Raw genomic sequence first — 12,499 nt, 5'->3', positions numbered from 1 at the left:
CGGCGTGCCATGGCGGGATGCAACGGAAATGCTGTTAAAAACACCGGTTCGCCGGGCGATATGTGACCAATTCACGTTTGGCGTTTACGGTCTCTCAACGACACCAGCCTTAGATTGAGCGACCGGGAGAGCAGGAGCGCCACCATGCCGAACAGAGCCATTGTGTATGTCAGCGAAGCCGTCGCTGGATTCACGTCCGCGCGCTTGGAAGCACTGATGGAAGATGCGGCCCGCTTCAACCGATCAGCGGGTGTGACCGGCGTGCTTCTATTCGACGGCCGGCACTTCCTGCAATACATGGAGGGCCCCGCCGACGGGCTGGATGTGGCCTTCTCCCGCGTCAGTGGCGCCGGCAGTCACACCGACCTGATGGAGCTTGCTCGCGGGCGTGTCGGGCAACGGCGGTTGCCGTTCTGGCCAATGCGCTGCCTGCCAGTCAGTGCGGATGAGCTGCGGATGATCGCCCTTGCTGACTGGACCAGTTTCATCCAGCGGGCGGCGACGAACCAGGCGGGAGCTACCGCGATGGAAAAGCTCCTCTCGATCGTCGAACCCTATGCTAAAGCGGCCTGACTGGTCGATGCGTTGCTGTAGGCCGACCCTCCCGAATTTCGCAGGGCGGCGCAGGACAAGTGAAATGGGTTTTCCCTTGCTGACACACCACTGAGTTGACTGCGACGCAGGATCAGTGCGTGGTCAAGGGCGTGCAGGCATCGCCCATCACGCGTTGGACGGCCTGCTGCAACTGGGCGATGTGGAACGGTTTGGCCACGAAGGCCGCGCTTCGGTGGCGCTGCGGCACCAGTTGGTCGTAGACCGCAGACACAAACAGGAACGGGATGCCAAGCTCGGCCAAGCGATCGGCAACCGGAAAGACCACGCCGTCACGAAGCTCCACATCCAGCACGGCGCCATCGAACGTCTGCTTCTCCAACAGCCCCATCGCATCAAACACGCTATACGCATGGGTTACCTGGCCCCCTCCGTCTTCGAGCGCCTGCTCCATCAGTGCGGCCAGATCGAACTGATCTTCCACCAGCAGCAGGTTGCACCTGCGCCAGCTCATATCGGGTTGCATGCGCGCATGCCTGTATTGCCTCGGGAACTGCAGTGTGTGCTGTGCTGCATCAACGCTGCGCGTGTGGAATGTCAGCCCGGTGCGAAGCTGGGAAGGTGTCGCCAATGCTGTCGAGGTGGCGTGGAAAGAGCGCGGCGTTCCTTGACGGCATTTTGGCAGCGGCCATGGATTATTGCCGCCATCTTCGACACTGGAGCTTCTGCCATGCATCGACCTGGAACCGATCCCGCTTCGCCACGCGTGCTGCGTGTCGAGAGCATGTCCCTAGACTGCGGTGGCACCGCCGTTGTTGTAGAGCTTGACCGCACACCCGAACGGGTGTGGATGAAGTCGCTGAAGCGAGCCGTTCAGGCCAACACCGCCCTGGAGGGGGCGCAGGCCAAGTTCGATGGCCGTTTTGTGTATTTCGTGGGCATGGAGGAGAGTGGGAATCGCGTCCAGCATCACGTGATGCAGGCGCTGATTTCGGCGGAACCGGGCCGCGACCCGGCCAGGCCCAAGGGTTTCCCGGGCGCAGCACTCTCCAGCTCGATGACCGCCTGAGTGCGACCTGGGCCGATACGGCATTCCGCCTTGATTGCCACTGTCAGCCCATGCCGGCCGCCCTCGCGGCTGAAGCCCGCCATGTGCTGGCACGCGTGCGCACATCTGAAGCGCACGTTGCGTGTAGACGCGATGCGCAGCGGCCACGCCACAGCTCGACGCAACCTCCACACCGGTGTCACCGCGCGTACGATGCGCGTCGCTAAGGTAGGGCTGTCTGCAACAGCCGGTGGTGTCATGCCTCTTCGCGCAATTGCCTATGTAAGTGAAGCGTCCGACAGCCTGACTGCGGAATGACTGCAGCAGCTTGTGATGGACGCGGTGCTGTTCAATGAATCCGCCGATGTCACCGGTACGCTGTTAATTGATGGCAGCCGCTTCCTGCAGTACCTCGAAGGCCCCGAGGCTGGGGTCAACGGCGCGTACAAGCGGATCCTGGCAGCCGGCAGCCACAGCGGCGTGGTTGAGCTCAACCGGGGGAGGGTGGGGCGGCGGCAGTTCCCCCATTGGCGGATGTGCTGCGTGCGGGTGGATGAACTGGCGCTGGGAAAGATCGCCATCTCCGACTGGACAGGCTTCGTGCGCAGCGCATCGGCGCTGGCTTCAGGCACCAGCGCGCTCGATCGCCTGTTGTGGGTGACGCAATCAAATCTGGAAGGCGTTGCCAGCCGCGCTATCGAACCTGACGGCTGGGTGGCGCGATGAATACAACTCCGTCGCCGTCTGGTCCGGTACGCATCGGTTGTGCCGGCTGGTCCCTGTCCCGGTCGGCGCAGGAAGCCTTTGGGCAGGGCAATAGCGTTCTTCAACGCTATGCCACCCGCCTGCCCATGGTCGAGATCAACTCCTCGTCCTATCGTCCGCACTTGCCCAGTACCTATGCGCGGTGGGCTGCGAGCGTACCGGACCATTTCCGTTTCGCAGTGAAGATGCCGCGCTCGATCAGCCATGAACATCGGCTTCGCGATGCAATGCCGCCGCTGCAGCGGTTCCTTGATGGGGTGCTGGCACTGGGTGACAGGTTGGGTCCGCTGTTGCTCCAGTTGCCACCCAGCCTGGCATACGAACCGGCGACGGCGGAGAGCTTTCTGCAGGGTCTGCGCGAACGCGTCCAGGTCGATGTGGCCTGTGAGCCGCGCCATCCCAGTTGGTTCACTACGGAAGCGGACGCCCTGCTGAGCGACCATGGTGTTGCACGGGTTGCCGCGGACCCGGCACGGGCGCCCTCAGCCGCGATTCCTGGCGGGGACCGCTCCTGGAGCTATTGGCGCTGGCACGGCCAGCCACAGATCTATCGCAGTGCGTACTGTGAACAGACCCTGGCGGAGTTGGCGCAACGGCTGCGGCGCGAAGCCGACACGCAACGATCAGTCTGGTTCGTACTGGACAATACCGCGCTGGGCCACGCCACAAGCAACGCCCTGCGCCTGCAGGCCTTGCTGCAGGAGGACGAGCATGCCTGAGGGCCCATCCATTGTCCTGCTGTGCGAGGCTGCGAGGCATTTCAAAGGGCACGTCGTCCGCGCGGTTTCAGGGAACAGCCGGATCGATCTGTCGCCACTTCAAGGACGCAGGGTGAAAACCGTTCGAAGCTGGGGCAAGCATTTCCTGTTGGAGTTCAGCCACCAGACCCTGCGCATCCATCTGATGATGTTCGGCAGCTGGCGCATCGACGAACGGAAGCCAACCCCTGCGCGGGTGTCCCTGGGGTTCGACAATGGCGAGCTGAACTTCTATGCCTGTTCCGTAAAGCTCATTGGCGAGCCATTGGACGACGTCTATGATTGGCGCGCGGATGTGTTGAACGATGCCTGGGATCCGAAGCTGGCTCGGCGCAAGCTGAAGGCAATGCCGGACGTCCTGGTCTGTGACGCGCTTCTGGACCAGACCGTCTTCGCCGGCGTCGGCAACATCATCAAGAACGAGGTGCTGTTCCGCATAGGCGTGCACCCGGCCACTCGCTTGGGCAACCTGCCGCCGCGCAAGCTCACCGCCTTGATCACGCAGGCACGCGCCTACAGCTTCGATTTCCTGGAGTGGAAGCGCCGCTTCGCGTTGAAGAAGCACTGGCAGGTACATACGCGCAGGATCTGCCCGGTCTGCGGTGGCCCGATCAGCAAGCTGTACATGGGTACCACCCGGCGGCGCACCTTCTTCTGCCCGAACGACCAGGTGCTGTACGAACCCTGAGGCCGCCTTCCATGGCGGCCGGGCTGCATTCCCCGCGGCTCAGGCAGCCTGCGCGGCCTTGGCGTTGCCGCCGCCCTTGGCCAGCAGGGTGAGCTTTTCATCGGTCGCCTTCTCTTCCTCCAGCGTCTCCAGCAGCAAGGGGAGGGCATCCTTGTAGCCCAGCTGTTTGGCCAGCGCGGCGATGGTGCCGTAGGACGCAATTTCGTAATGCTCGACCTTCTGCGCGCCACCAATCAGCGCGGCATCACGCACAGGGCCCATGTCGATGCTGTCAATCACCTCCTTGCCTTCCTCTACAAGACCCTCCATCGCCGCGCACTTGATGCGCTTCAGGCGGATGCCAAGCACCTCCACCACCTGGTCGATGCGCTCGATCTGGCCCTGGGTTTCTTCCAGATGCGTTTCGAACGCCGCCGCCAGATCCGGATTCTCGGCCGCACGGGCCAGGCGCGGGAGGGCCTTGGTCAGCTGCTTCTCGGCGCTGTAGATGTCCGAGAGTTCGTGGATGAACAGGTCTTCCGCCGTCTTGATAGCCATAGTGGGCTCCGCGTTGAGTGGAGCGCTCAGCGTAGGCGTCGCCCGGTTGCGCCAAAGCAGGGGCCAGGTGAAGGCTGCATGGGAACGTCAGCAGAAAGCCTGCGCGCCGTCTTCACGAAGCGGCGCCCGTCACCGTGTGTGGCTGCATTTCGCTGCCGGCAGGCCTTCGGCATGGCTTCACGATGGCATCGTAGCTTGGGGCTGCTTGCGTCCCCGGTCGATGGCCTCCGTCGGAACAGCGCTGCAAGCCCTGCCGGGCAGCGCCTTGCACCAGGACATCCCCACGCGGGTCTGCCGCCGTCGCGGCCCCCTTCAGGCCTCGGCGGCCGCGTCCGCATCGCAAGGCATGCAACGCTCTTTCTTGAACTTGATGTCTGCAGCGGTCTTCGCCAGTGCCTCGTAACGCTGGCGTATCTCTTCAAGGTGAGCGGGCTCCATCGATTCCAGGTTCAACAGCTCCTGGTTGGCATCCTTGCTGACCCGGATCAGTTCATCCAGCTTGATGTGCAGCGCGGCCGTATCGGCGTTCTGCGTATGCTGGATCAGGAACACCATCAGGAAGGTCACGATGGTCGTCCCCGTATTCACCACCAGCTGCCACGTATCATTGAAGTGGAAGGCCGGCCCGCTGGCGGCCCAAGTGATGATCACCCCCAGCGCGGCGACGAATGCGCCCAGGCTGCCGGACAATCGTGCCGTTGCGGCCGCCACACGGGCAAAACCGCGCCCGATCACGCGTCACCTCCCGCGGCCTCCTTATCCGTGCGGCGGTCTGGCAGCGTGACCCGCTCCCCAAGGCGCTTGGCCTGCTCTTCGGGGGTTGGTGCAGCAACAAAGGGAGAGATCGGGTCACTGGCGGGGAAGGTTTCCTGCAGCGCTTCGTCATGGTTGCGGCGGTTGTGCAGCTTCGCCTGCAGTGGACTGACAGGATCGGGATTCTGCGCTTCCGGGTCCGGGTGGGGAAGGTCTTTCTGATCACGTTGCATGGTGCGGTCTCCAGGTTGGGTGCCACGGCTCAGGTGGCGCCCCCAGCATAGGAACTGCATCGTGAGCGGCCCCATCAAGGGCGGAGCAACGTGGCGTCAAGCCTTCAGGCAAAGCGCGTTAACAATCAGCAGGGCGGGGGTGTTCGGGGTCGGCCGCGACGGCGCCAGGCCATCACCTGGCCCACCACGGCCGTCAACAGCAACATCGCATTGGTCACCACGAAGACGGTGCTGCCCAGCATCGCGCTGTACACGGTAAACAGCGCGGACGCGGTCATCTGGCCCACGAACAGCCACTTCGATACCGCCTCGGGGTTTGGCGACTGCCACTGCTTCACCATCTGCCGGATCAACGTCGCCATCAGGACCGCCGTGGCGATCCAGCCAAGTACATCGGGATGCATGATCGCCTCCTATCGTGCAGATGACTCACGCTAGCCCTTGGCCGCGCAACGGCGTAGCAAGGGGGGTGAAGGTGGCATTCCACCTCCTGCGCCCTCACACCATTCACTCCGCAGCAGCGAGAATGGCCTACCGGGCGCGCCCATTGCGCGGCCCGCCCGCCGAATGCAGGAACGCTGAAATGTCCAACACCCCCTTTGGTGAATCGTCATGCGCTGCCGCCGCCAGCGGTTGCGTCGAGGTGCGTGGTGCCCGCGAGCACAACCTCAAGAATGTCGACGTTTCCATTCCGCGTAACGCACTGGTGGTGTTCTCCGGCGTATCAGGCTCCGGCAAGTCATCGTTGGCCTTCGGTACCGTGTTCGCCGAAGCGCAGCGGCGCTACTTCGAATCCGTCGCGCCCTATGCAAGGCGCCTGATCGACCAGGCGGGCGTGCCCGATGTGGATGCCATCGACGGGCTGCCGCCGGCAGTGGCCCTGCAGCAGCAGCGCGGCGCCAGCAATGCGCGTTCATCGGTGGGCAGCGTGACCACGCTGTCCAGCCTGGTGCGCATGATGTACTCGCGTGCCGGTGCGTACCCGGCCAACCAGCCCATGCTGTACGCCGAGGACTTTTCGCCCAATACGCCACAGGGCGCCTGCAGCACCTGCCATGGCCTGGGGCATGTCTACGAAGTAACCGAAGCGCTTATGGTTCCGGACCCGTCGCTGAGCATCCGTGAGCGCGCCATCGCTTCCTGGCCGCCGGCATGGCATGGCCAGAACCTGCGCGACATCCTGGTCACGCTCGGCTACGACATCGACATACCGTGGAAGAAGCTGCCGAAGAAGGACCGGGACTGGATCCTGTTCACCGAGCAGGCCCCCAGCGTGCCGGTCTATGCCGGGTTCACGCCCGCCGAGGCCCGCGCCGCACTGAAGCGCAAGCAGGAGCCCAGCTACATGGGCACCTATACCGGCGCGCGCCGCTACGTGCTGCACACCTTTGCCAATACCCAGAGCGCGCTGATGCGCAAGCGCGTGTCGCGCTACATGGAAGGCCGGCTGTGCCCGGCCTGCCACGGAAAACGCCTGAAGCCGGAGGCACTCTCGGTCACCTTCGCCGGCGTGGATATCGGTGAGTTCATGCGGCTGCCGCTGGACCAGCTGGCGGCGCTGCTGGAGCCCATCGCACAAGGTGATTTCGGCGCGCACAGCAAGGGCGCTCGCACCAGCAGGAGCGCGACACCCCGCGATCGCGCCCGGAGGGCCACGAGTGGCCAGGCGACTCACGAGGGTGCCCCCGACGTGCGGCTGACCTCCGCCCTGTCCGAAGAGAAGCGCTTGGCAGCACAACGACTGGCAGGCGGGGTCATGGCCCGTGTACGGCAATTGCGTGACCTGGGCCTGGGGTACCTCTCGCTGGACCGCGCCACGCCAACCCTGTCGGCCGGCGAACTGCAGCGCCTGCGGCTGGCCACCCAGCTCAGCTCGTTGCTGTTTGGCGTGCTGTATGTGCTCGATGAACCCTCGGCCGGCCTGCATCCTGCCGACAGCCAGGCGCTGTACGACGCGCTTGAGCGGCTGCGCGACGGCGGAAACTCGGTATTCGTGGTTGAACATGACCTGGAGTTGATGCGCCGCGCACAGTGGCTGGTGGATGTGGGCCCACAGGCGGGGGAACACGGCGGGCGCGTGCTCTACAGTGGCGAGCCCGATGGCCTGCGCCACGTCCAGGAGTCGCGCACGGCCCTGCATCTGTTCGATCAGGTGCCGGCGCCTGCCAGCCAACAGCGCAGCGCCAACCGCTGGCTGGAATTGAAGGGCATCCACCGCCACAACCTGCGGGGCGTGGACGCGCAGGTGCCGCTGGGGCTGCTGACGGCGGTGACCGGTATTTCCGGCTCCGGCAAGTCCAGCCTGATGGCGCAGGCGCTGCCCGAGCTGTTGCTGCTGCACCTCGGGCATGAGCCCGCGGACGACAGCGCCGATAGCGCGCCCACCGACGGCCCGACCGTGATTGAAACGACGCGGGGCACATTGGCAGGCGATGTAGGCGCCATCCAGCGGGTGGTGCAGGTCGACCAGAAGCCCATCGGCCGCACGCCACGCTCCAACCTGGCCACCTATACCGGGTTGTTCGATCACGTACGCAAGCTGTTCGCCGCGACACCCGCCGCGCGCCGCCGTCGTTTCGATGCGGGTCGCTTCTCGTTCAACGTGGCCAAGGGCCGGTGCGATACCTGCGAAGGCGAGGGCTTCGTCAGTGTCGAACTGCTGTTCATGCCCAGCGTCTATGCGCCGTGCCCCACCTGCCACGGCGCCCGTTACAACGACGCCACGCTGAACGTGCAATGGAATGACCGCAACATCGCCGAGGTTCTGCAGATGACGGTTGACCAGGCGCATGCGTTCTTCAGCGAGGAAGAGGCCATTGCCCGGCCGCTGCAGTTGCTGCAGGAGATCGGGCTGGGCTACCTGCGGCTCGGCCAACCGGCCACCGAGCTTTCCGGTGGTGAAGCGCAACGCATCAAGCTGGCCACCGAACTGCAGCGCAGCCAACGCGGGCGCACGCTGTACGTGCTGGACGAACCCACTACCGGCCTGCATGCCTCGGATGCGGACAGGCTGCTGGTGCAGCTGCAGCGGCTGGTGGACGCGGGCAATACGGTGGTGATGATCGAGCACGACATGCGCGCGGTTGCACAGGCGGACTGGGTGATTGATGTCGGCCCCGGCGCTGGCGGGGCAGGGGGCACCATCGTCGCGAAGGGAACGCCGCAACAGGTGGCGCGCGCCAAAGGCAGCAGAACGGCGCCGTTCCTTGCCAGGGAGCTGGCTCTTATGTAGAGCCGAGCCATGCTCGGCTGACGAAGAATCCACGCACGTGGTTCCAGCACTGCACTCATCAACAGATGCGGGCTATGGACAATCAGGGCATCCACTGCAGTGCAGGTTGTACTCAACGGGCTCGGCGGTGATTCCAGACGCATCCTTCAAGGTAATCCGCTCCCTCCAGGTCAACGGGGGAGGGGGAATGACGGGAGGCGGGTAGAGCACGATGGGGTAGAAGCAGGCCCATGTGTAGTTGAGCGGGGAGGGCATCTTGTCCGGCAACGTTTCCGTGGCAGGTTCGCAGGGCCCGCTCGGGCACACCGGGCGCTCCAGCGTCAACTCTATAGGGAACTTCGGAACTCCCTTGTACGCAACCGGAACGGAAAATGGCCTGAAATAATTTTCAGTTCGATCTGCGATGCCGGTAACTTCAAAGGCCTCCGTCAATACGGAAACGCCAAGTGCTGAAACCCGCTCGATGGGCATGTAGAACAGGTCGTTCTCAAATCCCGTGTCTTCACCGCCCCGGCCGTGAATGACGCCAACGGCCGCATTGTTCGAAAAGACCGGCCCACCGCTGTCACCTTCGACGCTGAGAGGGCCTGGAGAAAGGTTGCGTGCACGGATGTACCTGCCTATGGCCCCTTTATGATTGGACCTTGAATTCATATCCTCAATGGTCCCGCATGCGTAGTGGCCATGAATTCCACTCTTGCAGATCACATCCCCCATCGGCCTCAGATACATTGAACGTTCGCGAGTAGGTGTGTGCCGTGGGGTTGCCAGTTATCGGCTGGCTGTGCAGGGAGAATGCGAACGCACCGAGGGCGGACAATGTCAGGGCACGCATGGATAGCTTCGTGCGCAGATTGATCATGGCTGCTCCTTTGCCTGACGCATCAAGTGAATCGTCATGAGTGGGCCAGTACAGGCATCCGGAATGGACGCAGCAAGACTCGAACGGAGCGATTCACCGCCATGCCCCCCTCCGAATGATGCGGCGATTCCGAATTCCATTATTTCCCCCGATCGTTCATCCTGCACGCCTACGGGAGCGCCCCGCTTCATGGCCAGCGAGTAATTGTGAGGCCATGCTGCAAGATATGCCGTGCCACCTGGATCCACGAAGTAGACACAGCCGTTGATTGGCCTCAACACCCCCCTGAGTAGCCCGGTTGCCAGGACCGCCCCCTGCTCAGGTGAGAGTCTGACAAGCACAAGTGATCGGCCCTCTTTGGCGCCAACCGGCATGATCGCGGCGATGCAGGAGGCAATCATCAAATAAAGGAGAGCCGCAAGCTTTGCTGAAGACCTGCAAGATACCGTGCACATCCCCACCTCCATGTCACAGCTGATTGTTGGCCCGCCCGGAATCCACTCGCATCTTCAACAATTACGTTACAGCGAGATTGACGGTATTGACTTTCCCTGGACTTAACCGTGACCACCTTCACGAACGCGTGTTTTCAGATTACCCGCTCGCTCCCTGTAAAGCCGAGTTATCTTGCGAACGAGGGGTAGAGGATTACTGCCAGGTACCGAGGTTCTGGCATGGCCATTTCCACGCCCTTGCAGCCGGGCCCGGATGAAATTCTGCATCGTCCGAATCCGCACGGGGGCGACTCTGACCGGGAACGGACACGCGACGGGGCAGAAACACTCTGATGTGAGACGGGCTCCGGCGCGATGCCGGAGCCCCGGTTACTCACTTCTCCTGCAGGAAGTTCAGCAGATCCTGGTTGACCTTGTCCTTGTGGGTGTCGGTCAGGCCATGCGGCGCGCCCGGGTAAACAATCAGCCTGGCGCCCTTGATCAGCTTCGCCGACTGGCGGCCGGAGATGTCGATCGGCACGATCTGATCGTCATCACCGTGGATCACCAGCGTCGGCACATCAAACTTCTTCAGGTCGGCGCGGAAGTCGGTGGCCGAGAACGCGGCGATCGAATCGTAGGTGTTCTTGTGGCCACCCTGCATGCCCTGCGCCCACCACGCATCGATCAAGCCCTGAGACACCTTCGCGCCCGGGCGGTTGAAGCCGTAGAACGGGCCCGACGGGATGTCCTTGTACAGCTGCGCGCGGTTGTCCATCTGCGCCTTGCGGATGCCATCGAACACTTCGATCGGCAGGCCATTGGGGTTGTCGGCGGTCTTCAGCATGAGCGGCGGCACCGAGCTGATCAGCACCGCCTTCTTCACCCGGCCGGTGCCATGACGGCCGATGTAGCGCGCCACTTCGCCGCCGCCAGTGGAGAAGCCCACCAGGGTGACATCATGCAGGTCGAGCGTGTTGATCACCGTGGCCAGGTCATCGGCGTAGTGATCCATGTCGTTGCCATCCCAAGGCTGGCTGGAACGGCCGTGGCCACGACGGTCATGCGCGATGACGCGGTAGCCGTGGTTGGCCAGGAAGATCATCTGCGATTCCCAGCTATCCGAGTTCAGCGGCCAGCCGTGGCTGAAGGTAACGACCGGGCCGTCCTTCGGGCCCCAGTCCTTGTAGTAGAGCTGCACGCCATCAGCGGTGGTGATGTAGCTGGCGGTGCGCGCGATGCTGGTGACTGCCGCCGGCTTGGCCGGTTCGGCGGCCTGCGCGGACAGGCCGGCCTGGACCGAGAGGGCGAGGGCGGCAACGGCCAGGGAACGGGCAAAGGTGTTCATGCGGGGCGTCTCATGGGTGGGTGGTGAGACGTACTTTGCGGCCGAAATCGGGCGCCTGGATGATGACATGTACGAATTTCTTGATAGATCGTCCTGAGCAAGCGTGCCCACGCGAAAGGCCGTCGTGCCGCCTGTTGACAGGGTAGAATGATCATTCTACCTTGGCGCCGTGAACACAACTACCTCCGATACCCAGCAGAAGATCCTGGCCACGGCCGAGGCGCTGATCTACCAGAACGGGATCCACGCCACCGGCATGGACCTGCTGGTGAAGACCTCCGGCGTTGCCCGGAAGAGCATCTACCGGCACTTTGAAAACAAGGACCAGGTGGCCGCTGCGGCATTGAACGCGCGCGACGTGCGCTGGCTCACCTGGTTCCAGCAGGAGTGCAACAAGGCCGACACCCCGGAAGCGTGCATCCTCGGCATGTTCACCGTGCTCAAGGGCTGGTTCCAGTCCGAGGGCTATCGCGGCTGCGCCTTCATCAACACCGCAGGCGAGGTCGGCGACCCCGATGATCCGATTCGCCACATCGCCAAACATCACAAGCAGAAGCTGCTGGATTACACGCTGGAACTCACCACGCAACTGGATATCCAGCAGCCGGACGCACTGGCGCGGCAGCTGCTGGTTCTCATGGAAGGCGCCATCACCGTCTCGCGCGTGATGGGTGACTACAACGCCGCAGACACTGCAAGGGATGTTGCAGAAGTGCTGTTGGAGCAGGCCAGGCGCTGACGCCTGAGTCATCAAAATCCGTCGAAGCACCCCGTTCATCCATTTGATTGGAGGCCCCACCGTGTCCACTGAAGCACCCCGTCCGCCACTCCCCCCGTTCACCCGTGAATCGGCCATCGAGAAGGTTCGCCTTGCCGAAGATGGCTGGAACTCCCGCGATGCCGACAAGGTTTCGCTGGCCTATGCGCTGGACACCGAGTGGCGCAACCGTGCCGAGTTCACCCACGGCCGCGAGGAAGCGCGGCAGTTCCTGGCCCGCAAATGGAAGAAGGAACTGGACTACCGTTTGATCAAGGAACTGTGGGCCTTCACCGACAACCGTATTGCCGTGCGCTACGCCTATGAGTGGCATGACGACTCCGGCAACTGGTTCCGTTCCTATGGAAACGAGAACTGGGAATTCGGCGCCGATGGATTGATGCAGCGCCGCTTTTCGTGCATCAACGACATGCCGATCAAGGAAAGCGAACGCAGGTTCCACTGGCCGCTGGGGCGCCGCCCCGATGATCATCCGGGGCTGTCTGATCTGGGTATGTGATTCGCATTGCTT

The 12,499-nt window shown here is 63.2% G+C and carries 14 protein-coding genes; 8 read left to right on the top strand and 6 right to left on the bottom strand.

What is annotated here, in order from left to right; genetic code table 11:
• Nucleotides 1–144 precede the first annotated feature (144 nt).
• Entirely contained in the window at nucleotides 145–573 is a 429-nt protein-coding gene (locus tag ACZK3J_RS11820; protein WP_049463400.1) for a BLUF domain-containing protein, read from the top strand.
• A 112-nt stretch (nucleotides 574–685) separates the two neighbouring features.
• On the opposite strand, the gene ACZK3J_RS11815 is transcribed toward ACZK3J_RS11820, so the two are convergent.
• Nucleotides 686–1,078 carry a response regulator gene (locus ACZK3J_RS11815; protein ID WP_049463399.1) on the bottom strand — a complete coding sequence of 131 codons (393 nt, stop codon included), beginning with the start codon at nucleotides 1,076–1,078 and terminating at the stop codon, nucleotides 686–688.
• Nucleotides 1,079–1,402: 324 nt separating this feature from the next.
• On the opposite strand from ACZK3J_RS11815, the gene ACZK3J_RS11810 reads away from it, so the two are divergent.
• The 4 genes from ACZK3J_RS11810 to ACZK3J_RS11795 all read left to right on the top strand — a co-directional run bounded on the left by ACZK3J_RS11810 (nucleotide 1,403) and on the right by ACZK3J_RS11795 (nucleotide 3,811).
• Nucleotides 1,403–1,621, top strand: coding sequence for a hypothetical protein (locus ACZK3J_RS11810; protein WP_049422351.1), 219 nt, complete (start codon nucleotides 1,403–1,405; stop codon nucleotides 1,619–1,621).
• 297 nt (nucleotides 1,622–1,918) lie between these two features.
• Complete coding sequence (locus tag ACZK3J_RS11805) at nucleotides 1,919–2,326, top strand: BLUF domain-containing protein (RefSeq protein ID WP_414576611.1); 408 nt, start codon at nucleotides 1,919–1,921, stop codon at nucleotides 2,324–2,326.
• Complete coding sequence (locus tag ACZK3J_RS11800) at nucleotides 2,323–3,084, top strand: DUF72 domain-containing protein (RefSeq protein ID WP_049463396.1); 762 nt, start codon at nucleotides 2,323–2,325, stop codon at nucleotides 3,082–3,084. The genes ACZK3J_RS11805 and ACZK3J_RS11800 overlap by 4 nt, the downstream gene beginning before the upstream one ends.
• Complete coding sequence (locus ACZK3J_RS11795) at nucleotides 3,077–3,811, top strand: DNA-formamidopyrimidine glycosylase family protein (RefSeq protein ID WP_049463395.1); 735 nt, start codon at nucleotides 3,077–3,079, stop codon at nucleotides 3,809–3,811. The genes ACZK3J_RS11800 and ACZK3J_RS11795 overlap by 8 nt, the downstream gene beginning before the upstream one ends.
• A 39-nt stretch (nucleotides 3,812–3,850) precedes the next feature.
• On the opposite strand, the gene ACZK3J_RS11790 is transcribed toward ACZK3J_RS11795, so the two are convergent.
• From ACZK3J_RS11790 to ACZK3J_RS11775, 4 genes are all read right to left on the bottom strand, one after another.
• Nucleotides 3,851–4,348: a YciE/YciF ferroxidase family protein gene (locus ACZK3J_RS11790; RefSeq protein ID WP_049463394.1), complete on the bottom strand. Its 498-nt coding sequence runs from the start codon at nucleotides 4,346–4,348 to the stop codon at nucleotides 3,851–3,853.
• A 312-nt stretch (nucleotides 4,349–4,660) separates the two neighbouring features.
• Complete coding sequence (locus ACZK3J_RS11785) at nucleotides 4,661–5,083, bottom strand: low affinity iron permease family protein (RefSeq protein ID WP_049463393.1); 423 nt, start codon at nucleotides 5,081–5,083, stop codon at nucleotides 4,661–4,663.
• Complete coding sequence (locus tag ACZK3J_RS11780) at nucleotides 5,080–5,334, bottom strand: hypothetical protein (RefSeq protein WP_049463392.1); 255 nt, start codon at nucleotides 5,332–5,334, stop codon at nucleotides 5,080–5,082. The genes ACZK3J_RS11785 and ACZK3J_RS11780 overlap by 4 nt, the downstream gene beginning before the upstream one ends.
• 125 nt (nucleotides 5,335–5,459) lie before the next feature.
• Nucleotides 5,460–5,738 carry a hypothetical protein gene (locus ACZK3J_RS11775; RefSeq protein ID WP_049463391.1) on the bottom strand — a complete coding sequence of 93 codons (279 nt, stop codon included), beginning with the start codon at nucleotides 5,736–5,738 and terminating at the stop codon, nucleotides 5,460–5,462.
• Nucleotides 5,739–5,917: 179 nt separating this feature from the next.
• On the opposite strand from ACZK3J_RS11775, the gene ACZK3J_RS11770 reads away from it, so the two are divergent.
• Nucleotides 5,918–8,566, top strand: coding sequence for an excinuclease ABC subunit UvrA (locus ACZK3J_RS11770; RefSeq protein ID WP_478475825.1), 2,649 nt, complete (start codon nucleotides 5,918–5,920; stop codon nucleotides 8,564–8,566).
• Between the two features lie 1,690 nt (nucleotides 8,567–10,256).
• On the opposite strand, the gene ACZK3J_RS11765 is transcribed toward ACZK3J_RS11770, so the two are convergent.
• The gene (locus ACZK3J_RS11765; protein ID WP_049463389.1) at nucleotides 10,257–11,210 is read right to left on the bottom strand and encodes an alpha/beta fold hydrolase; all 954 of its coding nucleotides are present in this window, start codon (nucleotides 11,208–11,210) and stop codon (nucleotides 10,257–10,259) included.
• A gap of 169 nt (nucleotides 11,211–11,379) precedes the next feature.
• Between ACZK3J_RS11765 and ACZK3J_RS11760 the strand changes: the two genes are divergently transcribed.
• Complete coding sequence (locus ACZK3J_RS11760) at nucleotides 11,380–11,949, top strand: TetR/AcrR family transcriptional regulator (RefSeq protein ID WP_071228241.1); 570 nt, start codon at nucleotides 11,380–11,382, stop codon at nucleotides 11,947–11,949.
• A gap of 61 nt (nucleotides 11,950–12,010) precedes the next feature.
• Nucleotides 12,011–12,487, top strand: coding sequence for a nuclear transport factor 2 family protein (locus tag ACZK3J_RS11755; RefSeq protein ID WP_478475824.1), 477 nt, complete (start codon nucleotides 12,011–12,013; stop codon nucleotides 12,485–12,487).
• Nucleotides 12,488–12,499 lie beyond the last annotated feature (12 nt).

This window comes from Stenotrophomonas sp. 86428_Sma (genome assembly GCF_056481585.1).
The sequence above is the reverse complement of the archived record's forward strand: the minus strand, read 5'-3'. Positions and strand labels throughout refer to the sequence as shown.